The 22515-nt window shown below is 50.1% G+C and carries 18 protein-coding genes; 9 read left to right on the top strand and 9 right to left on the bottom strand.

Annotated features, from left to right (window positions below):
- Nucleotides 1–2: 2 nt before the first annotated feature.
- Genes csy2 through cas1f form a run of 4 tightly spaced genes read right to left on the bottom strand, consistent with a single transcriptional unit; the run spans nucleotide 3 to nucleotide 6681 of the window.
- Nucleotides 3–992 (bottom strand): type I-F CRISPR-associated protein Csy2, encoded by a 990-nt coding sequence (gene csy2, locus QWF21_RS14705; RefSeq protein ID WP_330088797.1) that lies wholly within the window; start codon nucleotides 990–992, stop codon nucleotides 3–5.
- Nucleotides 989–2359: a type I-F CRISPR-associated protein Csy1 gene (gene csy1 / locus QWF21_RS14700; protein WP_330088796.1), complete on the bottom strand. Its 1371-nt coding sequence runs from the start codon at nucleotides 2357–2359 to the stop codon at nucleotides 989–991. Before csy1 ends, csy2 begins: the two co-directional genes overlap by 4 nt.
- Before the next feature lie 15 nt (nucleotides 2360–2374).
- A complete protein-coding gene (cas3f, locus tag QWF21_RS14695) occupies nucleotides 2375–5707 on the bottom strand; it encodes a type I-F CRISPR-associated helicase Cas3f (RefSeq protein ID WP_330088795.1) in 3333 nt (1110 codons plus the stop codon).
- The gene (gene cas1f / locus QWF21_RS14690) at nucleotides 5704–6681 is read right to left on the bottom strand and encodes a type I-F CRISPR-associated endonuclease Cas1f (protein ID WP_330088864.1); all 978 of its coding nucleotides are present in this window, start codon (nucleotides 6679–6681) and stop codon (nucleotides 5704–5706) included. The genes cas3f and cas1f overlap by 4 nt, the downstream gene beginning before the upstream one ends.
- A 343-nt stretch (nucleotides 6682–7024) precedes the next feature.
- On the opposite strand from cas1f, the gene QWF21_RS14685 reads away from it, so the two are divergent.
- Nucleotides 7025–7639 carry an outer membrane beta-barrel protein gene (locus QWF21_RS14685; RefSeq protein ID WP_330088794.1) on the top strand — a complete coding sequence of 205 codons (615 nt, stop codon included), beginning with the start codon at nucleotides 7025–7027 and terminating at the stop codon, nucleotides 7637–7639.
- 53 nt (nucleotides 7640–7692) lie between these two features.
- On the opposite strand, the gene QWF21_RS14680 is transcribed toward QWF21_RS14685, so the two are convergent.
- Entirely contained in the window at nucleotides 7693–8163 is a 471-nt protein-coding gene (locus tag QWF21_RS14680; RefSeq protein WP_330088793.1) for an Hsp20 family protein, read from the bottom strand.
- A 119-nt stretch (nucleotides 8164–8282) separates the two neighbouring features.
- Nucleotides 8283–8864, bottom strand: coding sequence for a hypothetical protein (locus QWF21_RS14675; RefSeq protein WP_330088792.1), 582 nt, complete (start codon nucleotides 8862–8864; stop codon nucleotides 8283–8285).
- A 129-nt stretch (nucleotides 8865–8993) separates the two neighbouring features.
- Between QWF21_RS14675 and QWF21_RS14670 the strand changes: the two genes are divergently transcribed.
- The 3 genes from QWF21_RS14670 to QWF21_RS14660 all read left to right on the top strand — a co-directional run bounded on the left by QWF21_RS14670 (nucleotide 8994) and on the right by QWF21_RS14660 (nucleotide 11224).
- The gene (locus QWF21_RS14670) at nucleotides 8994–9536 is read left to right on the top strand and encodes a YaeQ family protein (protein ID WP_330088791.1); all 543 of its coding nucleotides are present in this window, start codon (nucleotides 8994–8996) and stop codon (nucleotides 9534–9536) included.
- Between the two features lie 117 nt (nucleotides 9537–9653).
- Nucleotides 9654–10139 (top strand): molybdopterin-dependent oxidoreductase, encoded by a 486-nt coding sequence (locus QWF21_RS14665; RefSeq protein WP_330088790.1) that lies wholly within the window; start codon nucleotides 9654–9656, stop codon nucleotides 10137–10139.
- Complete coding sequence (locus tag QWF21_RS14660; protein ID WP_330088789.1) at nucleotides 10139–11224, top strand: GGDEF domain-containing protein; 1086 nt, start codon at nucleotides 10139–10141, stop codon at nucleotides 11222–11224. Before QWF21_RS14665 ends, QWF21_RS14660 begins: the two co-directional genes overlap by 1 nt.
- 53 nt (nucleotides 11225–11277) lie before the next feature.
- On the opposite strand, the gene QWF21_RS14655 is transcribed toward QWF21_RS14660, so the two are convergent.
- Nucleotides 11278–14151 carry a TonB-dependent receptor gene (locus QWF21_RS14655; protein ID WP_330088863.1) on the bottom strand — a complete coding sequence of 958 codons (2874 nt, stop codon included), beginning with the start codon at nucleotides 14149–14151 and terminating at the stop codon, nucleotides 11278–11280.
- Nucleotides 14152–14393: 242 nt separating this feature from the next.
- Nucleotides 14394–15566 carry a cystathionine beta-lyase gene (locus QWF21_RS14650; RefSeq protein ID WP_330088788.1) on the bottom strand — a complete coding sequence of 391 codons (1173 nt, stop codon included), beginning with the start codon at nucleotides 15564–15566 and terminating at the stop codon, nucleotides 14394–14396.
- A 252-nt stretch (nucleotides 15567–15818) separates the two neighbouring features.
- On the opposite strand from QWF21_RS14650, the gene QWF21_RS14645 reads away from it, so the two are divergent.
- Complete coding sequence (locus QWF21_RS14645; RefSeq protein ID WP_330088787.1) at nucleotides 15819–18401, top strand: TonB-dependent receptor plug domain-containing protein; 2583 nt, start codon at nucleotides 15819–15821, stop codon at nucleotides 18399–18401.
- A gap of 69 nt (nucleotides 18402–18470) precedes the next feature.
- On the opposite strand, the gene QWF21_RS14640 is transcribed toward QWF21_RS14645, so the two are convergent.
- On the bottom strand, nucleotides 18471–19244 hold the full coding sequence (locus tag QWF21_RS14640; protein WP_330088862.1) for an EAL domain-containing protein: 774 nt from the start codon (nucleotides 19242–19244) through the stop codon (nucleotides 18471–18473).
- Nucleotides 19245–19542: 298 nt separating this feature from the next.
- Between QWF21_RS14640 and ubiD the strand changes: the two genes are divergently transcribed.
- The 4 genes from ubiD (at nucleotide 19543) to QWF21_RS14620 (ending at nucleotide 22506) form a co-directional block, all read left to right on the top strand.
- Complete coding sequence (gene ubiD, locus QWF21_RS14635; RefSeq protein ID WP_330088786.1) at nucleotides 19543–21024, top strand: 4-hydroxy-3-polyprenylbenzoate decarboxylase; 1482 nt, start codon at nucleotides 19543–19545, stop codon at nucleotides 21022–21024.
- A complete protein-coding gene (locus QWF21_RS14630) occupies nucleotides 21021–21302 on the top strand; it encodes a 2Fe-2S iron-sulfur cluster-binding protein (protein ID WP_330088785.1) in 282 nt (93 codons plus the stop codon). The genes ubiD and QWF21_RS14630 overlap by 4 nt, the downstream gene beginning before the upstream one ends.
- A gap of 10 nt (nucleotides 21303–21312) precedes the next feature.
- Complete coding sequence (gene fre / locus QWF21_RS14625) at nucleotides 21313–22017, top strand: NAD(P)H-flavin reductase (RefSeq protein ID WP_330088784.1); 705 nt, start codon at nucleotides 21313–21315, stop codon at nucleotides 22015–22017.
- 81 nt (nucleotides 22018–22098) lie between these two features.
- Nucleotides 22099–22506, top strand: a complete 408-nt coding sequence (locus QWF21_RS14620) for an acyl-CoA thioesterase (protein ID WP_330088783.1) — start codon at nucleotides 22099–22101, stop codon at nucleotides 22504–22506.
- The last annotated feature ends 9 nt before the right edge of the window (nucleotides 22507–22515 follow it).

The following is a 22515-nucleotide window of genomic DNA, read 5'->3' as shown; positions in this document are numbered from 1 at the left end:
TTTTAGTAGTAAGTAAGTTCAGTTTCTGGAAGTTCAGCTAAAGCAGCTTCCTGCTCCGGATGCAGCTTTAATGCATTTTGTGAGGTGTTTGTCGCACATAGATACCAGGGCCCCTGCTGTCGGTAACGCCAGATAACGTCCCGCACATCAGGGACACGGTGCGGGCTTAACCACAGCCCGACACCATACGCAGATTCGACAAAACAAAACGGGTATTGCGGATCACGGCTATTGGCAACTGCGCCAGCAGGATAAAGTGGAGAAATCGCTTTATAGCCTGTGGTGATCGGCACCAGGTAGCCATTCGCTGGTTTAGGTACCCTAACCCATTCCGCTGCATGCTGATCGGTCGATGAGTCAACATCGTCTGCAATAACAGCACGATACGTTAAAGCAGAAAAATCCAGCCAGGCATCCAGCATGGTGGCATTTGGCTGAGTCGCTACTAACTGCTGATAATGCTGCTTTAACAGCTCTGAGCGATCAGTTAATACAAAACCAGGCAGCATTTTTCGTAGTAATTTTCGACTTAACGCTTGCTCGTCATCATCACTGTAGAGGCTAACGCCTTTCAGGCTAATAACCTGGCCGCCAGCCAGCTTTTGTCGCTGGGCTAACAGGCCAAGCATTTCAACTAATCGTTGTTGCTGGCTGTTACTGAATGCTTTGTCCGCTTCCAAAATCAACGAGACGGTAAGATGCATACGCCCCTCCTCGACAATGGGTGCAGTATTGCCCTCTTTGGTTAATGGATTGCGGGTTAAGGCAAAAACGTAATCGCCCCAGCCACTTGGCTGATATGCCTGTACCTGATGCTGGTGACAGACCACTGCACAACCGGTTAGCTCAATGCCAAACTGTTGCTGTAACTTACGCGACAACGCGTGGGTATAACCAAGGAAATGGGTAATGGCCGGAAAGCCATACGTCAAACCGGCAATGCAGTTGGCGTTTTGAACTTTAAGGTGTTCCAGCAAAAAATAATTACTCATACCGCTACCTCCGCTTGTGACTTACCAACAGAAAATACGCTTGTGCCAATCTCATAGTCACGTAGTCGGGGCGACAGCAACTTCGCCCAATGCTGATATTGCACAGTACCAAACACCAGCCCATCTTTTTTCAGGGTATAGTTCAGCTTGTTATTTAACCAGCCGGCAAACGCCAGGCAAATATCTTGCTGCCAGTTGTTGTTAGCCCTTTTTTGCTGAAATTGCAGGTCTTCGCACCAGACATCCAGCCACAGCTGCTCTGCTGGGTTTAAAGTGCAATCTTGCTGGCTCCAGCCCGCATGCTCAGTTAACCCTTGCACTTCAGCCGCATAATTTAGCAACCCATCAATAAGATCATTGACGAAAGCGGCAATATTGCGGCGAATCTCTAAAGTACTATCGCGCCCTTTTACGCTAAGCAGGTAACGTTGCAACTCTTGTAAGTCACGCCACACTCGGCGGTTAAACTCACGACCGCTAAAAATTGACGGCTCATTTAGTGGGGGCTTTAAGGTCGATTGCCAGGATGGCGGTGAACAGTTAAGCAAGTGAGTCTTCCCTCCCCGCTGGCTATTTAATTGAGAAATATTTTGCGGTTTAGAGCCGCCAAAGCTCTGTATTGCGGTATCTAAAAAGCGCACATCTGACTTATCATAATATTTACCAGCCTTTCGTGCTTCACGGGTAGCTTTAGGCTCATCTCCATACCTCACAGCAGTTATTTTGCCGTTAAATTGATGCGCAAGAGACGTCGCAAATACTGGGCTAAGTAGATGATACTGGCCATCAGCTGCGGGAAAATACAGTTGTTTGGCTAAGGTATGTGATGACAAAGCTTTATCTGCTAAAGCCAACTTGAAGCCTTCAACCCATTCTGTCAGTTGTTCCTGATTCTCGCTGAATACGGCAAGAGCACTGAAATCGCCATCTGTTAATGCTTGTGCCAGACTCTGCCCTTCCGACTCTAATTGCAAAAGCTTGGCAACATCTAAAGCGGCTGCGTTTCCTACTGCATCAATCGCTAAGTTGGTTAAACTGGCAGTAACGAGATAGTCCGCATCAGCCGTATATTCCAGTGACAATACACTGCTGCCTTTGGCATCCCCGTGGGTAAACTTAAGCGCGTGGGTAACAAGGCTGATTTGTTTTGCACGTTTTGCCGCATCATCTAACCAATATCTCACATCAAACTGTTGGTTTATCTGCTGGATTTGAGGCAAAAAATCTGTGTTAATTTGTGCTTGTTGAACAACATCCTCAACATCTTTCAACGCCTTTTCTAAGGCTTTCTCTATTGGCTCCAGCTTCTGTAACCTTCGCTGATTTATATAATCAGCTATTCCTGCTGCTAACCCTTCATATTGCATAACACCTCCATGCGGCTATAAATTTTGGAAAATGCCTAAAGCTGGGTGGTAATGCCACTTTTCGGCATTCTGTTTTATTCTTAAGCGGATCTCACCGAATTGCTTGCTTACTTCTTCAAGTGTGAGCCCCATTTGTTCTGCACGCTGCTGATACACCGATAATGCATCCAGCGTAAACCAGGCGTGATTGCCTTGTGCTGGCAACCAATGCTCGGTGACAAAGTTTTCTGCTTCGATATATTCCAATGGCCAGACAGCATCATTAATCCGGGTGAACACTGGTTCTTCATCCTCTTCTGATAACATCAAACAGTAAGGTTCATCAGGCGATGATTTACGAAACGGCTTGCGCCTTTGTAATTCAGCACTCCAGGTTGCATCATGCTGCCACCACCTTGCAGCGTAATCTTTTGTCCAATCCCGGCCAACGCTTAAACAGTTATCTGGTTGAGGAAAAACACTTTGCAATAGCGCCAAATGCTCAAATACAACAAGGTCAGAGTACAATTTCGACTCAACTAGTTTTGGCTGAGTAATACGAGGTACAGCACTAATATGATGGAAGTATTCTTCGGGTAAAATATTTTTAAGATCATGATTTTCTAGTAACAAATCATCCCGTTCAAACCCAGGCTGACAATATGCTGGTTTGCTCTTTCCGTCTTTATTAGTTACAGCCTTCAATGCTTTAAAATTTTTCGAGAGGATAAGTAAGTTATCGCTGTTAGCCGGAAACTGCCTGTGCCGCTGAATACGACCAGCCAGCTGAATTAATGAGCGCATTGAGCTTGGTTCGGCAATGGCCCAGTCATAATCGTGATCCCTGCCAACTTCGGCGACAGACGTCGCCAACACAACAAACAGGTGATTACCTTCCGGGTATTCAGCTAAAGCTTGTTTAATTTCGGCTTGTTGCCAAAGTGCCGAGGTATTGTAACGGGTCAGTGCCGCATCCAATTTTTGCTCAATAGCAGAGCGAACGACCAAGGGGTACTGGCTGTGGTACACACAATAATGGATACGGCAATCAGACGGCACTGCCATCTGCAGCAACTGCTTTGCAACAGCCACCATAGGATTAATATTGGCCATACGTACCAGGCCGATAGAGACAGTTTGCCCCGCCGGCGCCACTTGATGATGCTCATGATGCAACTGACAAATGCTCTGCTGAATCAGGCTAGCCAACTGGCTGATAATCTGAGCTGGATTTTTGCTGCTGGCGGTAACCTCAAGTAAATTGGCTTTACGCAACACAGGTTGACTTGCCAATGCCTTAACCCGCTTTTCAACAAATGCCAAATGCTGCTGCATAAGTTGCTTTTTGTCCACACACTGTGCTTTTACGGCAGCGAACTCATCAAACCAACCACAGATAATTGGCAACTGGATCCGTCCGTCAGCATTTACTGCATTAAAGTGCTCTCTACCGGTGCGATAAGCCTCAAACAAGGCACATACCAGTACTGGCGGTAAGGTAGCCGATGAAAGCAGGACTCTTGCACCTAGCATTCCGGCCCAGTTGACCAACCTGCACAGCGCCGGCAAATCAGCAGTATCAAAATCATCAGGTTCATCCAGCACTAAATCTGCCGTTAGCAACCGCAGCATAGGCGCGATTTGCTTACCACCACGCACGCCTTCCGTTGCTGGCATCAGATGATCAATAGTGCTGACCAGTACAGGCGCACTTACTAGCTGGTTTAACTTTGGGCTGCTGTTTAACCAATCTTTTAAACGGCCATCATACACACTACCCTCATAACTGACGTAAAGATGCTCTGCTATGGGATCAGCCAGTGATTCACTGCCACTGCTATTGTTGCTTATAGCCTGTTCTGCTAGTTGTGCTTGCTTATTGATGTCATGCAATTGCTGAACTGCAGCTGAGCCTATCAGTACAGCAAGATCGTCATCGGTTAGTCGCAAACGCTCTTTTAGTGCATCACCAGTTTGTAACGTTAAAGTTCTTAGTCCCAGCGCCACGCTAAAACGGCAACCCAGCTTTTCATCAGCAAGGCCATACATAATACGGGCATTGGCAAAGGTTTTACCCTTACCTGTGCTGGCCATATTGATACCGAAAAAACCCTGGGAAACGCTGCTGTCACGCACAGAGCAGGCCAGGTCGTACGCTTTATCCTGCCAGCGAAACTTGTCCTGCTTAGCCCGTTGTTTAAAACCTTTATGCCGGGTAATCGCTGGCAAAGTATTTTTTAATGTGGGTAAACTTCTAGCCAGTAAATATGCATTATGGCTTACACCTACATTGTGCTCATCCAGCTTCTGCTTCAGCGCTCGGGTTTGCCGATCGGAATTGGCAAAGGCCGTATAATTCGCATCTTGCCATTTCTCTGTAGGTACTTGGGCAGAATAGTAGTGGTCCGCCAACATTAACGATAACCTGGCAAGATGGCTGGTGAAACGTTGCTCAAACCAATCACTCTCAAACAATTTATGGCAACGAAGTGCGCGCACTGCTATTTCACCAGCTTTTTTTCGCCAGGTTGCGCTGAGCAAAGGCGTGCCATATTCAAAAAACCAGTTTTGCTCACGTCGCTGTTGCTCACAACTCTCAGCACTGTTTATGGAATTCCATAACACATTAAAATCATCTGACAGCCAACCTGTAATAGTGCTTAAAGACGGCGAAATATTTGAGTTTTTCGACGAAAATACCGGTAACCGATGATGTGATACGATTAACCATGCCACTAATCGGGAAACTGACGCTAAACCGGCAAATGGCTCTAGCAGATGCTGCTCCGGCATGTCTTTATGTAATTTGACTAGCACATGTTGCTCAAACTCAGTCGTAATATCAGCTAATTCAGTAAGCCATTGCTTATCCGTCTTATCAGCAGTAAATGCCTGAAATAGCCGAAGCGATACCCATTCATGGCGATAAGGCTCATAACCCGTCGTTTTTACTTTTGGGTCTATTTTTTGCTGAAACAATAGATTGGCTTTACCAAAATCATGAAACAACCCAGCAATAGCAGCCAATAAGGCAATAACCTCGGCGTTATGCCAGCTGTTTTCATCCTCACTACGCAGAATATTGCGCAACGTCATATTGGTTGGTGTAGCACCATCAATATTAAATTTTCGCTGATTACCAACAACCCATAACAGTTCGGTATGGTTTTTACTGCGGATCCAATGACAGGCAACAGCCGTATTTCGCCGAGCTGTCTTTTTTAGCAGCTTACGCAGTACATCAAGACCTTGAAGCGTTATCGGTGTTTGCCATGTTCTGTCGCCACGCCGTTCAGCAAACTGATCGATGATCCGCCGAGTTTCATTCAGCGCATTCTTTGAGCACTGCGATACCAACATGATGTTCATGATTCGCCACCATGTGTTCCAGCGATGTCTTTCAAACAATCAATTATGTAGTCCAGAGCCTCGGCTTGCTGAAAATTGGTAATACAGTTTTGCCGAAACTCTTGGTCGTCATCACCGTTCATCGCACTGATAAAGGCTTGTGGTAACACTAGCGCATCTTTGATTAAATCAGCGGCATCAAACACTAAACCACCACGGCGGGTTTTGCCATGCAACACGGAAAAGCCATGAGGCAAACCTAACACCCAAGTGGCCGTAGCGCCTAACCCATAGGCCAAGTAATTGCCGTGGTCTAAAAAACGATTAGCAGGATCAATACCAGTACCGCCTTTGGCCCGGGTAAAGCTTTCATCATGTGCCAGACTATTGCAGGCGATTTTATACAGTAGCTTGGTCAAACGTGCTTCAGCCAACATGAGTTGCTGCGTGCCGACGGCAGTATCTGCATCTTGTCGAAATCGTGACAAAGCAGATGTTAACTCGCTTTCACTAACCACAAAACCGTTATCAATAAATGATTTGTTTTTTAACCAATGCTTTAGTGTGAAATCAATCCTAAACTGCTGAATCGCCTTAGCTGCCTGTAACCGTTTGCTATCATCAGGCCAAAACTTTAACCATTGCTGTAAATACTCACAGGGCCGATACTCGCTTTGAGGATTAAACCAAGCAATCTCTACTTCAACATCATTGACACTAAATAATGGCGTACCACCACCGCCGCAAAAGCCGACTAAAACACCTGCTCGCGCTAATTCCCGCATTGCCGCTTGAGTCACAGAAGTGCCAGTACCCAGCAATAAACAAGTCGTATTAGCGATGGGGATGTTCCAGTATAGCGACTGCTTTCCTTCATCCGTAACATACTCAACCCGACCACCTTTCACGAGCAACCGGCAATGCTGCAGGTAATACATATTCGCCCGCTTGGAGTGCAGAATGCTCTTTAAATCGGATGGCGAAAAGTTATCCATCATCAATCCTCTGTTTGCCTACTATCCACTCGATCCGTCCACATCCAACACAACCACTGTACAGAAACCCACGTAAAATCACTTAACGGTTCTGTGATAAAAACCGGATAAATCAGCTAAACCATTAGGGTTTCACGTCATGAGGTGCCGCCAGAGTTGTTACTTCCATGTCCCTTTACCACCCGGGTGTGTGCATGCCAATTGCGGTATTGCGCCCCTGAAACCACTTTACGGCAGTTACCAGCAATAGCAACTCCCTGAGTAGTATGCAAAACTTTTTCCTTGTAAATGTTTTGTGATACCATGATTTTTATTTGTAGTTCATAACCGAGGACATAACAACATGCGATGTAAACAAGCTTTGTGTGCTACTTTATTTTTGATGGCATCTGGAGTGGCAGCGGCTAACACTGCGGATATTAGCTGGAACTATGTGTCGGCGGGTTATGCGAAAGCCAGTATCAAAACCGATGCGGATCGGCTAAAGCCTGATGGCTGGCAGTTGCAAGGCAGCTTTTTGCTTAATGAGTATTTGTATGTGCGGGCACGTCATGACCGGGTCACCGACATTTGGCAAGACGTAAGCATCAAAGCTGAGCAAAGCTGGCTTAGTCTGGGTTTACGTCGCCCTTCGCTGCCAGGTGTGGATGCTTTTTTTGAGGCCGGTTATGCCAGCGCCAAGACATCAACTGGCGTCGTCTTCGTGGATGATGTGGCGTTCAGGATCAACGATTCCAGCAATGGGTACCAGCTTGCTGCTGGTTTCCGGTATCAGGCAACGCCAGCGCTTGAGCTGGGTATTGCTTTACGCCATGTGGATTTATCCGGCCAGGATCGCTCCAATCTGGGTGAGTTAAGTGGCCGTTACCGCTTAAATCATCAGATTGATCTGTACAGTGACTATGTTTTTGACAGTGACGACTCTATTTGGGGTCTGGGTATCAGCGTTCGTTTCTGATACTAACAGTAGGGGCTGCCGAAGCAGCCCCTACTGTTCAACCTACGGCGCGATTAAGCGACTTTCTCCGCTTTGTGCTCAATGGCAGTGCTGCCGGTAGTCGTGTTTATCGCAATTTGCTTTGGCTTCATTTTCTCTGGAATTTCTTTTACCAGACTCACGGTTAATAAGCCGTGATCCATCGAGGCGTCGACCACTTCGACAAACTCGGCCAGGTTAAATTTGCGCTCGAAGGAACGGGTGGCGATGCCGCGATGTAGGAATTGACGTTTTTCCTTGCTGTCGCTGTCTTTGCTGCCTTTGATGGTCAGCACGCCTTGCTCGACTTCAATGCTAAGGTCGTCCTGGGTAAAACCAGCCACAGCCAGGGTGATGGCATAGCGGTTTTCATCCAGCACTTCAATGTTGTAAGGAGGGTAGCTGTTGTTGCTTTGATCCGAACGCAGCGCGTGATCCAGCAAAGAGGCAAAACGGTCGAAACCGATGCTGCTACGGTACAATGGGCTAAAATCGATGGTGTTCATAACATATTCTCCGAAAAGCAATACGAGTTGTGATTAAGGGCACTCTCATAGAGACCTGCCCCGTCATTACTGTATGTATGGTTTTGCGGAAAATTTTCAAGCAAGCTGCGGCAAATTTTTTACTGCATCTGCTGCATCATCTGTTCCATTTGTTGCATCGTCTCATGATCCATCTGCATCATCTGTTGCATCATGTCTGCCACTAAAGCCGTAACTGTTGCTTTTTCTGCATCGCTCATGCAGCGGTCCAGCAGGGCTTTCATTTGCTCCAGGCTACGCATTTCTGCTTCTTGCTCTGCCCGCTCCTCTTCCGGCAAGTGCTGCAGCATTTGTTGCATCATTTCGTACATCGGCGCCATCAACTGAAAGCTACCCCAGCTAAATTTAAAGCTAAGCTCAGTAAATTCTGCCGGGCTAAAGTTGTGCCTTTTTAAGATGCTTTCCAGTTCCTGCCGGTAACCTGCCGGAGCCAGTCTTACCACAGTACTGTCGTAATGCCGTTGCCAATTGCAGTGTTGTTGCAGTTCAAGTTCTTGCTCAAAGGCATTGCTCTGCTCCGGAAAGCGATCATCCAGCGCTTCCATCTCTGGCATCATGGCAACAAACCGCTGCAAATTCTGCTCTGTCATCGCACTGCTGGCCTGAGCAGCTCCGATAACAAGGCTTAAAAGACAGCCTGCAGCCAAACCTATTACTTTCATCTGATATCTCCTTAACCTTTATGACTTGCTGGTATCGCTGTTATAGCTGCTTTTGCTGCTTTACTGCAACTTTTATTGAGCCAGTAAGCTGCAACAGCTACACTGCCCTTTTGATTGACAGAGACTGGCATGGCACTGAAATCGACCATCTACAAAGTGACATTGAATATTGCCGATATGGATCGGGGCTATTATGGCGATCATCAGCTAACGCTGGCGCAGCATCCTTCGGAAACCGACTTACGACTGATGGTGCGCATTCTGGCCTTTGCATTGAACGCAAGTGACAGCCTGACCTTCACCAAAGGGCTTAGCTCGGAAGACGATGAACCGGAACTATGGGATCGCTCGCTGTCTGGTGACGTAAATGTATGGGTGGAGTTTGGCCAACCGGATGAGAAGTGGCTGCGTAAAGCCTGTGGCCGGGCAAAACAGGTGCACCTGTATTGTTATGGTGGCCGCAGCACCGATGTTTGGTGGCAGCAACAGCAAACGGTGCTGCAGCGTTACCAGAACTTGTCGGTTTGGCAATTGCCGGAAGATGCTTTGCAACAGTGCCTGCCCCTGGTACAAAGGCACATGACGTTGCAGTGCACCATTACCGAAGCACAGATCTGGCTGAGCGATGCCAGTCATAATGTTCATCTGATCCCACTGCCGTTAAAAGCATAGGCCCCGGCATGGGGTCTATACGACCAACTGAGCATTGAAAAACCACCAAGCCGCGCTATGATCAGCATTAGGGGTCGGTGGACAGGACTTACCTTATTAGCTGAAAAGGGAGATTTTGTGGTGCATCTTACTGAGTTTCGGTGGCTCTGTTGCTTACTGCTGTTCATTACCACAACACTGGTGGCAGACGAAGTAACCCAAAGCCCTGTTCTGCTGATACGTTCTGCGGAGCTGGAGCAAAAACTGTGGCTGCATGATCTTGATAACCTGCCGCAACAGCAAGCCCGCTTTCAAGCCGCCTGGGGCCCGGATGGGCTGTGGCAGGGCGTTTATTTGCATGATTTATTAGCCCATTTCCAGCTGGACGGCCATCAGGATATCCGGTTAAACGCCCTGAATGATTACCGCATTCGCATTACACAAAACGATATAGCAAAGGGGCAGCCTGTGCTGGCGACCCGCTTTAATGGGGAGCCTATCCCTTTGGAGCGCAATGGTCCGGTGATTTTAATCTGGCCCGAACAAGCGCAACAGGCGTTGGATGGTACCTCGCCGTTAGCACTGTGGATTTGGAGCCTGGCTGAGATAAGGGTGCTGCGCTGATGCCTGCGGCAACGCCGAAGTCACGTCAGCTGGCAATCTTGCTGTTGCTTAGTTATGCCATCCTTGCAGTGTTATCCTGCATTTGGATTTGGCAGACCAAACAAAGCATGCAGGCACGGCCGCCCATGCGGGTAGTCGATGTTGCACGCCAGATTGAAATGCTGAACCGGGAGGTTGCAGCCTATGTACAGGAGTTATCAAGCACCAACAATATCGAGAAAGCACGACCACTGTGGATCCGCGTAGTTGCGCGCCAACATACCATTGAAGGGCTTTTGCAGCAATTTGTTGATTTAGAGAGTAATTTCAAAGTATTGGAGCTGCAGATAGCGCAGTTGCGCCAGATGATTGAGCATGATCCCAAGCACCTTGATCAAGGAGCACTGCACGAGCTGGTAGAAATTATTCAGGAAGATATGGAAATTTTTGCCAGCGATGTGCACCGCACCATGCAGGAAATTGTCGCTGAGCAAACCCGGCAATTGCACCGTTACAGCAGTGCTGTGGCCTGGTTGAGCATGGCGGTCTTTAGTATTGGCTTTATCTTGTTGGCAGTGTTTCTTTTACTAAGCAGGAAAAATAAACAACTGGTAAGGCTGGCCACCGAAGATGGGTTGACCCATTTGTTAAATCGTCGCAGTGCTTTTTTGCAAGGCAAGTTGCTTTGCTCCATGGCACAACGTAATCAGCAGCCGCTTGCTTTAGCGCTGCTGGATGTGGATCACTTCAAACAAATCAATGATGTGTATGGCCACCCGGCCGGGGATGCGGCCTTGAAAATGCTGGCCCAGATACTTCGCACCTACGCCCGCAGAGATAGCGATGTGCTGGCCAGAATTGGCGGCGAAGAGTTTATGCTGATTATGCCCGATACCAGCGAAGAGGTGGCCGAGCAATTATGTAAAGTACTGCTGAATGCATTGGCCGATACCAAAATCAGCGATGACTATGCCTTTCATATTACCGCCAGCATGGGCCTGACGATCAGCGAGCAGGGCATGAGCTTCGAACAATTATACCGTTTAGCCGATAAAGCCTTGTATCAGGCCAAAGCAGCCGGCCGAAATCAGCTGAAACTATTGTAAATCATAAAAAAAGCCCGCAGCGAACCGTGCGGGCTTTGCAAATCACGATCGGATTAGAAGCTGTACGACACCGAGGTGTAGTAGAAGCGACCGATGTTGTTGTAAGCCGCCGTCGTTTCGGTAGTGCCCGTAGTCACCCCTGGCAAGCCACGATCAAACACATTATCTACCCCGAATGCCAACTGCACACCACTGGCAAACTCGTAACCCAGTCGCAAGTCAGTCACAAAATAACTGCCATAGCTCATAAGATCTCTTGGATCCGGGTTAATGGCCAGCTCCTGCTGACGATACAAAGATACGCTGTCAATAAAGCGGGTTTTCCAACTGGCACTCCATGCCTGATAGCGGTAATTGATACTAAGGTTGGTCTGCCAGCGGGCATCACCCACGGTACCAGCGTATTGATCAAACTCCTCAGGGCTATCCTGGAATGAGTAGGTTTTTCTGGAATCCAGGTAAGTCCCGATCAGCTTGGTGTTAAAACGACCACCCAGTGCATCAAAGGCATAGCCCAGTTCAAAATCCACCCCTTCAGCGGTCAAAGCTGCCACGTTTTGTGTGATCGATGTGATCAGCACCAGCTCGCTCTGGTTGTTTCGCTCAATCAGAGCACAGAACTGATTGTTAATGCCTGCTTCTGAGTCTACGCACTTATTCAGAATGTTTTGCGCCGATACCGGGGAAATAGCGTCGTCGATTTCAATCGACCAGTAATCCACAGTGGCGCTAAAACCTGGCAGCCAATCAGGTTGATACACCAGACCAAGCGTATAACTGGTAGATTTCTCTTCTGTTAAATCCGGATTGCCACCACTTAAACCTTCAATGGTGGATGCAGTCGCCTGTGGATCAAAGTCGACCGGAATGCCTAGCGCCTGACAATTGACACGGCGGGTTTCACTTTGCACTTGATCCAAGCCACAAGGGTCGGTAACCCGGAAGAAGGTTTGGTTTTGCGGACCGTACAACTCGCCAATATTAGGTGCGCGCAGTGCTTCTGAATAGGTAGCACGGGCCCGTAATTGCGAGTTCAAATGCCAGTCTAAGCCAACTTTCCAGCTAACGGCACTGCCGATGGTGCTGTAATCAGCGTAACGGACAGCGGTATCAAACACCAAATCCTGGATCAGCGGTAAATCGGCCAATAAAGGAATAGAAATTTCAGCAAATACTTCGTTTACCTCAAAGCTGCCTTTTTCGTACTGCAATGAATTCAGGAAGGTTGCTCCGGTAGCAGCAAAGCTGTCAGGCACACTTTCACTTTCTTCTTTGCGGTATTCAGCACCAAAGGATACACCCACAAAACCAGCAGGCAATTCAAACAAGCCACTGTTGTTCAAATGACCGCTCAGCACGGTCTGACGAACTGTGCTGTTGCTGTACGAGTTGGTATTAAACCAGTTACGGGCCTCAGCATTGATGGCATTGTCACCAAAGATACTGGTTGGCACACAACCATTGGCCCGCGCCAGTTCATCCCGACAGACAATCTCATCATTTACCACGATGGCATCAATGGATTGCGCAAAGTTGGTGCGGATCAGGTTGTTGCGATTGATCTGCTCCAGCTTGGTTTCGCCAAAAACACCATAGAGCTCATAGTTCCAGTCCAGCCCAAGGCTGCCCTCGATACCGGCAACAAAACGGGATGTGGTACGGGTATTGTTTTCCAGGCGACGACCGGCATCTTCCTGAAAACGGTGTACTGCAATCGTATCAACGCCGTAGGTATCCATCAGTTGAACCAGACTTGGATCCAGATAAGCATTATCGCGACCTACCATCAGGGCAGTGTCATACTCGAAGAAAGATGGCTGGCCTTCGCTGTCACCTTTGCTGCGGACAAACTTGGCTTCCGCGTAAATCAGAGTATCAGGTGTCAGTTCAAAGTTGACCTTGCCATTCACATTAAAGCGATTAAAAGCTGGTTGCAAATCAGTGTAACGACGCAGGTCCAGGAACTCGCAATCAGAACAACGGCCCCACTGACCGTAGGTGGTGCCCAAATCCTGAGGGCGGACACTGCCATCCGGGTTGAAAATAAACCAGTCGTCGCCGCCGTCAGCCGCATCCAGGTAAAAATTACCTGCTGTCGAACTATCGTACCAGCCGGCATTAGCAACGGTGATGGTATCCGGAATACCATCGTGCACCCAGTTGCCATCGGCATCGCGATAATCACCATCATTCGGGTTGCGCACTTCCATATAGGAAGTCCGCGTCTGGCGGCGCTGAGTCGCATTCATACCACGCTGGCCGGAAACTTCAGCCGAGATAGCGAAGTTACCACGATCCTGCGCAAAGTTCGTACCAAAAGAGCCTGTTAATTTGTGGTTCCGGTAAGGGCTGTCTTCCGCTGTCCCCAGCATAGCATTCACATCAAAGCCTTCGATGTTGCGCTTTAACTTAAAGTTGACCACACCAGTCACCGCATCGGCACCATACACGGCAGAGGCACCACCAGTGATGATTTCTACCGACTCAATCCAGGCGGTTGGAATTGCATTGGTATCCACAGCGGCAGAGCCGGCACTGCTGGAAACATGACGTTTACCATCTACCAATACCAGTGTACGGGATGACCCCATGCCACGAAGATCCAGCAGGCTCAAACCGGCCGTGCCAATAAAGCGACCTGAGTTTGCCAGCGAGTATGTAGCCGCCAGCGAAGGCAGTACATTCAGTACCTCACCAATGTTCATGGCGCCGGTTTCTACCAGCTCCTGACCACTGATCACCGTAACTGGTGATGGTGCCACAGCACCTTCACGCAAAATACGCGAGCCCGTCACCTGAATGCGCTCTGGGGTCACCGTATCGGCCAGAGTCACTGCATCGGACCCGGCATGAGCCGTCATAATCATCGCGCTGCTGCCAAGCAGGCCAAGCTGAATAGCACGGCATAACCGGCTGGTAGAATACATCTGAGACATATGTGCTCCCTGGAAAAGTGCGACCTTAGGGTCTTTCTATAGTTCAAAGACCTTGCTCAATGAAAGAGCAAGGATGATTTACCCAAAATTGGGGCGCATTGTAGGGAAAGGTGGCGTAAAATCCAGCACTAATGGCGAAACAGGATGCGTTTGATGAATTATTATGCAGATTTAGTCGTATAATTATACAAAGTGATGGCGCTTCCACCGCCATCACCTCGTTATGGGATAGCTTAGAGTGCTGCCTGATAGCGGCTAAAAGCAAGCTCCAAATCAGCGATTAAATCATCCGGATCTTCCAGGCCGATATGCAACCGGATCAAAGGCCCGCTATAGGGCCATGGGCTGGCCGTACGTAATTTTTGCACGTTCAGTGTGGGGGAGATCAGGCTTTCATAGCCGCCCCAGGAAAAGCCCATTTTGAAATACTGCATGCCTTCGACAAAAGCAGCCACGGCTTTGGCGCCGCCTTGCTTCAGCACAAAAGAGAACAAACCATTGCTGCCACTGAAATCACGTGCAAAGTACTGATGCCCCGGATTGCTGGCAAAAGCCGGATGGCGCACGGTTTCCACTTCAGCTCGCTGTGCTACCCAGTGGGCAACTTTCAGAGTATTGTGCTGATGCTGAGCCAGCCGCACCCCCAAAGTTCGTAAGCCACGACTCGCCTGATACACATCATCGGCCGACGCGCAGTACCCCAGGATATAACTGTGCTCACGCAGCTGCGGCCAGTACTTTTCGTTGGCACTGGCTGTACCCAGCATCACATCGGAGTGACCAACAATGTATTTGGTGGCCGCCTGAATGGAAATATCGACCCCCAACTCGAACGGCCGGCATAAAATCGGCGATGCCCAGGTATTATCCAGCAGGGTAATCACACCCTTTTCTCCCGCTACTTTGCAGATAGCAGGTACATCCTGCACTTCCATGGTGAGCGAGCCAGGCGACTCCAGAAAGATGGCTTTGGTGTTCGGCCGGATCAGGGTTTCAATGCCAGCACCAATCATCGGATCGTAATACTCAGTTTCCACCCCCATAGGGCCGAGGACTTTGTCGCACAGAGCCCGGGTTGGCTCGTACACCGAGTCGACCATCAGCAGGTGATCGCCTTGCTGCAGAAACGACAGCAAAGCCCCACTAACTGCAGCCGCTCCGCATGGATAGAGCGCACAGCCAGCGCCACCTTCCAGCTCGCAGATGGCTTCCTGAAAAGCAAAGTGGGTGGCCGTACCACGCCGGCCATAATAAGGCACCCGCTCGCCTTTGTGTTGGCTGGCATGCGCCAGTTCGGCCATGGTATCGAAGGTAATGGTCGATGCCCGCACCACGGGCGGGTTTACCGCCTGGCCGGTCCATTTTTTGCCGCGTCCGGCCTGGATCAATTTGGTATTTTGTTTCATGCCACAACTCCATGGAAGCGATAGTGTTGCCATGGTACTGCTTTTACACACGTAAATCATCTGTCAGACCATAGTTGAAAGGAAGATCATGTACTTATGGTCTATGCTTAGCCGTGCAACCTGCCAGAAGTAACTGAGTGCAGTATGGTGGTGCGAACGAAGAAGCCGCAAAGGCCAGCAACCTCACAATAACAAGAACCACCAAGGATAAAACGGATAACAAGAAACTCGACATCCATTAGGAGAAACTGTATGCGTCACTTTCGATTTACCCCTTTGGCACTGGCCATGTCGTCGTTGTTAGCGCCCTCCTTGCTGCTTGCCGATAACGATGACGGTGCAGACAAGGTTGAAACCATTGTAGTCACTGGCACCCGGGTCGCCGGCCGTACCATTTCCGATACCGCAGTACCGGTCGACCTGGTACGCTCCGATGTATTGGAGCGTTCTGGCACCACAGAGCTCAACCAGGCCCTGTCGGTTGCGCTACCATCCTTTAACTTTCCAAGACCCGGCCTGGCCGATGGTACCGATACCATCCGGCCCGCCACCTTACGTGGTTTGTCACCGGATCAATCCCTGGTCCTGGTGAACTCCAAGCGCCGCCATGCGGCTGCTCTGGTGAACGTGAATGCCACCGTCGGCCGCGGCGCCTCAGCGGTGGATTTAAACACCATTCCGATGGGGGCTATCAGTGCCATTGAAGTATTGCGTGATGGTGCCTCAGCCCAATATGGTTCCGATGCCATTGCCGGCGTAATGAACGTTCGGCTGCGCGAAGCCAGTGATGGTGGCTCAGTGACGCTGGGTTACAGTTTCCGTGATACAAGTTACAAGATCCCTACGACCGACCCGACTAATCCATTTCTCGCTAACCAGACCGAACCGGATGCCACCTGGGGAATTCCAGGCAACACCATTAAACGTTCAAGAACGGATGGAAAAACATACACCCTCTCAGGCTGGAAAGGCTTTGAACTGGGTGATAATGGCTTTTTAACCCTTTCGGCCGAATACAAAGACCAAGACCGCACCGAGCGCGGCGGCTGGGACCATCGACGCCAATATCCACGCCTGTCAGATGGCAGCCTGGACCCACGCGAACTGACCTTTGACCGTTTTAATGCCTGGTATGGCGAACCCGAGCTGGAGCAGTGGACCTTATTTGCCAACGCCGGCATCACCACCGATCACGGCAAGTGGTATGGCTGGGCCAGCTACCAAAACCGCCAGGCCACCTCGGCTGGTTTTTACCGCCCGGCCAATGACTCCAGAAACGTGCCTGAAATCTACCCGGATGGTTTTTTGCCGCTGATTTCGCCGGATGTGGATGATTTTAGCGCCGCCTTTGGCTACGAGTGGGACTGGGGCGAATGGCAACTGGATAGCTCTTTGGTGTACGGCTACAATAAAATGGCCTTCACCATTGAAAACACCTTAAACCGCTCCTTAGGCCCGGCCAGCAAAACCGTGTTTGATGCCGGTGGCTACAAATACAATCAATGGGTGTATAACCTGTCGGGTGTTAAAGCCATTGATGTCGATGGCCTGGCCTCGGCGCTGAACATTGCGCTTGGTGTGGAAGCCCGCCGTGAAGGCTACTCCATCTTTGCCGGTGAACCGGATTCCTACCGCAATGGTGGCGTACTTATTCCAATTGGTCAGCCAGGCTGCACCTCGCCTACAGAAAAACAAGTTGAAGACAATGGTTGTGCCACCGCCTCCGGCTCTCAGGTGTTTGCCGGCTTTCGCCCCTCGAATGAAGTCAACGAAAGCCGGACAGCCTTTGGGGCCTATATTGATCTAGAGGCCAATATCACGGATGAATGGCTGGCGTCGGCCGCCATCCGGGCCGAGCGTTATTCGGATTTTGGCAGCAATGTATCCGGTAAGTTTGCTAGCCGCTATGACTTTACCGATACTTTTGCAATACGCGGCTCGGTGCAAAATGGCTTTAGGGCTCCCTCCTTACAACAACAGAACTTTACCGCCACCTCCACCAACTTTGTCAATGGCATCCCCTTTGACATCACTACGTTTCCATTCAATGATCCGGTCGCCATCGCCATGGGGGCGAAAGAGCTGGATGCAGAAAAGTCGATCAATTTCTCACTGGGTGCTGTGATGCGCTTTGATAGTGTCACCATCACCGTCGATGCTTACCGCATTGATATTGATGATCGCATTGTGCTGTCGGAAAACCTGCTGGCGAACACCACAGCTCAAGGGGTGGCACTTCGCCAGTTCTTTGATGAGCTTGGTTTTACCGATGTGGGTGGTGGCCGTTTCTTTATTAATGGCGTGGATACTGAAACACAGGGAGTCGATGTGGTGGTGAATTGGTCTACCATCACCGATACCATGGGCAACTTTGACTTTACCCTGGTGGGCAACTACAACAAAACCAAGGTGACCCGGGTACCGGAAACCGCCGAGCTGGCCGCGCTGGATCCGGCACCCACTCTGTTTGGCCGGGTGAATGTGCTTACCTTTGAAAAAGGCAATCCGAAGGATAAGCTGGGTGCCATTGTCAACTGGACTCAGGATCGTTTCGGCGCCACCTTCAAAGCCACCCGTTACGGTGAAGTACTGGCACCAGGTACCAGCGCAGCCAACGATTTCACCCTAAGCTCGAAAGTTCTGGTGGATGTGGAGGGCCGCTATCAAATGACCGACAGCATGCGGATTGCCTTTGGTGCCGATAACCTGTTCGATACCTACCCGGATGCATTCCCTATCAACCTGAATACCACCGGAGCGACGTCGTTCTCCAACTATTCACCCTTTGGTCGTTCCGGCCGAATGCTGTATGCCCGTATCAGCTACGATTTTTAAGCCATCGGTTCACTAACAGCACCAAGGCGCCACCCGGCGCCTTTTATCTTCGCGTGGAAGGAGATCCGCTTATTGCTGCAAAGTATCAATATCCGACCAGGGCGTCAGGCTTTCCAGTGCCGGCCGGGCAAAATAATAACCTTGCAGGTAACGCACCCCGGCCGCAACCAGCCAGTTAAGCTCAGCGGCAGTTTCAATGCCTTCTGCCAGCACTGTGGTGCCCTGTAGCTCACACTGAGCGATGGTGCTGCGCACTATCGCTTGCTTAGCCGGGCTTTGCTCTATATCCCGGATCAGTGCCATATCCAACTTCAATATATTGGGTTTTAGTACCTGCAACCACTCCAGATTGGCAAAGCCGGCCCCGTAGTCATCGATGGCCGTTAAAAAGCCATGCCGGGCATAGCTTTGAAAAATCCGTGTCAGGTGACCTTTGTCCGGAATTTCCTCCGTTTCGATCACCTCAAAAATAATTTTTTCTTTGCAGAAACCATAAAGCTCACTGGCTTCCAGCGTGGCTTGAATGCAGGTTTCCGGGTTATAAACTGCATTGGGCATAAAATTGATGCTTAAATAGCTGCTGCAACCAAGACGAGCAGCGGTTTCAATGGCTTTTACCCGGCATGCTTGATCAAAGTAGTAGCGGTTGTCTTTGTTAACCTGGGCAAACACCCAGGCAGCCCCCTGCCCCTCTGGCCCCCGCACCAAAGCTTCATACGCAAATATCGACTGCTGCTGCCAATCAATAATAGGTTGAAATGCCATTTTTATGGCAAATCCCAACTCCTGGCCACTTAAACAATCGCTACAGGTCTGCTGTTTAATCCTGGCAGGAAAATCCATGCTCACGGCTCTCTTTTACGGCTATTACAAACAGTATAGTCACAGTTTTCAGCAGATTACAGCGCACGCTCCAAAGCTTTATCCGAATCTAAGCACCGTTTGACGAATCATAACCGGATTTTAGCAGCCATAACTTTGCTCAGGCTGTCTGCGCCTGGTTCTGCGACAAAAGCCAGCGGCTTCGCAGCCGTCTACACTGACAGCAGTACAGACTCCATGTATACTGGCACCCTTTAACGCTGGCTGATCCTGCCAAGGAAGAGCCCCGTATGTTGACGCTTTGCAGTGAGCAGAACCCATGAAATACAAAGATCTGCGAGATTTTATCGCGCAACTGGAGCAGCGCGGTCAATTAAAACGCATTGCGGTGGAAGTTGACCCTGTGCTGGAAATGACTGAAATCGCCGACCGCACCCTGCGGGCAGGTGGCCCCGCCTTGTTGTTTGAAAACCCCAAAGGCTCTACCATCCCGGTGCTGGCCAACTTATTCGGCACCCCGGAACGGGTCGCGCTTGGCATGGGGCAAGAAGAAGTTAGTGCGCTGCGCGAAGTGGGCAAGCTGCTGGCATTCTTAAAAGAGCCAGAGCCGCCAAAAGGGTTAAAAGATGCCTTTAGCAAACTGCCGATCTTTAAGCAGGTGCTGAATATGTCACCGAAAAAAGTACGCAAAGCCGCTTGTCAGCAGGTGGTACTGCAAGGTGATGAGGTGGACCTCACCAAGCTGCCTATTATGACCTGCTGGCCCGGTGATGCTGCTCCTTTGATTACCTGGGGCCTGACCGTAACCAAAGGACCGCACAAAGAACGGCAAAACCTTGGCATTTACCGCCAGCAATTGCTTGGAAAGAATAAAGTCATTATGCGCTGGTTATCGCATCGCGGTGGTGCATTGGACTTTTTTGAATGGCAAAAAGCCCACCCCGGCGAACGCTTCCCGGTTGCAGTGGCACTGGGTGCTGATCCCGCCACCATTTTAGGCGCCGTCACACCGGTGCCGGATACTTTGTCCGAATACGGTTTTGCCGGCCTGCTGCGCGGCGACAACACCGAAGTGGTGCAATGCATCAGTAACGAGTTGCAGGTACCCGCCAGTGCCGAGTTTGTGTTGGAGGGCTACATTGAAGCGGGTGAAATGGCACCGGAAGGTCCTTACGGTGATCATACCGGTTACTACAACGAAGTGGATGAGTTTCCGGTGTTTACCGTGACCCATATCACCCATCGCGAAGACCCTATTTACCACAGCACCTACACCGGCCGGCCACCGGATGAACCTGCCATTTTAGGTGTAGCACTGAACGAAGTCTTTGTACCCATTTTGCAAAAGCAGTTCCCGGAGATTGTCGATTTCTATCTGCCACCGGAGGGCTGCTCTTACCGCCTGGCCGTAGTGACGATGAAAAAGCAGTACCCTGGCCACGCCAAGCGGGTGATGATGGGGGTATGGTCCTTCTTGCGGCAATTTATGTACACCAAGTTTGTCATTGTCTGCGACGACGACATCAATGCCCGTGACTGGCAAGATGTGATCTGGGCCATCACCACCCGGATGGATCCGGCTCGTGATACCACACTGGTCGAGAATACCCCGATCGACTACCTGGACTTTGCGTCGCCAGTCTCCGGCCTGGGCTCCAAGATGGGCATGGATGCTACCAACAAGTGGCCGGGTGAAACCGACCGTGAGTGGGGCGAGCCTATTGTGATGGACCCGGCAGTGAAGGAGCGGATCGATGCACTCTGGCCAAGCCTTGGCATCGAGTTACCCGACCAGCCATGACGACCTGTCGTATCCGCATTCAGCCGTCAGGCCTGACCTTTGAGGCCGAAGCTGGCGAAACCATCCTGCAAGCCGCGTTGCGGCATGGCATCGACTTTCCAAACCGATGCCGCCAGGGTGTTTGTACCAGTTGTGTCTGCCGGCTGCAAAGTGGTGAAGTGCGTTACGACTCGCCTTCACCCTTGACCGACATCGACAAAGCGCAAAAATTTACCTATGGTTGTTTAGCCTATCCGTTAACGGATCTGGTACTGCAACATCCATTTATACAAGCCTAAAGAGACCAGCATGATCCAAACCCAGTGCACCGTAGATGCCATCACCCCGCTCACTCCCTTTGTGCAACAGGTACTGCTAAGCCCACTGCAAGCAGTCGATTTTTTGCCGGGCCAGTACCTGCAATTGTGCTTAACGGAGCACGATAAACGGCCTTTCTCACTAGCCTGTTTACCCAATGGCAAGCAATTAGAGCTGCACATTGGCGCCTCCAAAGCGGATGAGTACAGCAGCCAGGCACTGAATTATCTGCAGCAACAGCTCCATACCAACCAACCAGTGATGGTTGAAGCAGGTCTGGGCCAGGCGCATCTGCGACCCAGCGACAACCCGGTACTGCTGCTGGCTGGTGGCACAGGATTTTCCTATGTGTACAGCATAGCGAAAGCACTGCAGCTGCAGCCACAGAAACGGCCGGTTTTTTTGTACTGGGGCGTGCAACAACAAAGCAGCTTGTACCTGCTCGAAGAATTGCAGCAATGGGCCAACAGTCACAACAGCTTCCGATTTATTCCGGTGGTGCAACAAGCCGATAACCAGTGGCAAGGCCGCACTGGCCTGGTGCACGAAGCGGTGCTGAATGACTTTATTTCACTGGATGCTTATGACATATACATCGCAGGCCCCTTCCCTATGGTTGGGGTGGTGCGTGATGCGTTTTTAAAACAAGGCGCGCATCGAGAACAGATGTTCGCCGATGCCTTTGCTTATATCTAGTATTACAGCCCGACAGCCACACTGGTCTAGCCAGTTTGGCTATGGCACAATGTGGTTCTCTTTGTTGACTGTGAGCTCACTATGACCCACCTGACTGAAATTAAAGTTCGGGGATATCACCTCGATATCTACCAGCATGTAAACAATGCCCGTTATCTGGAGTTTCTGGAAGAAGCGCGCTGGGGCTATCTGGAAGATAATGGTGATATTGAATTTTTTCGTGAACTTGGCCTGGCCTGGGTCATTGTCAACATCAACATCAATTACCGCGAAGCCGCTACTATGGGGCATACCCTGCAAATCAGCACTCAATTTAGTAAAATTGGTAGTAAAAGTGCGATGGTACGTCAGGAAGTACGGATAAAAGGCAGCGATCGTATTGCCGCCGATGCCGACATTACGTTTGTTTGCCTGGATCAGAAAACCGGCAAAGCGGTGCCCATCGAAGGAGCTTTAAAAGAGCGGCTGGAGCAGCAGTTACAAGGCTAATCCGGACAC

It is taken from the genome of Alkalimonas mucilaginosa, assembly GCF_036327005.1.
GTDB classification, from domain to species: domain Bacteria; phylum Pseudomonadota; class Gammaproteobacteria; order Enterobacterales; family Alteromonadaceae; genus Alkalimonas; species Alkalimonas mucilaginosa.
This window is presented reverse-complemented; position numbering and strand designations above follow the sequence as displayed.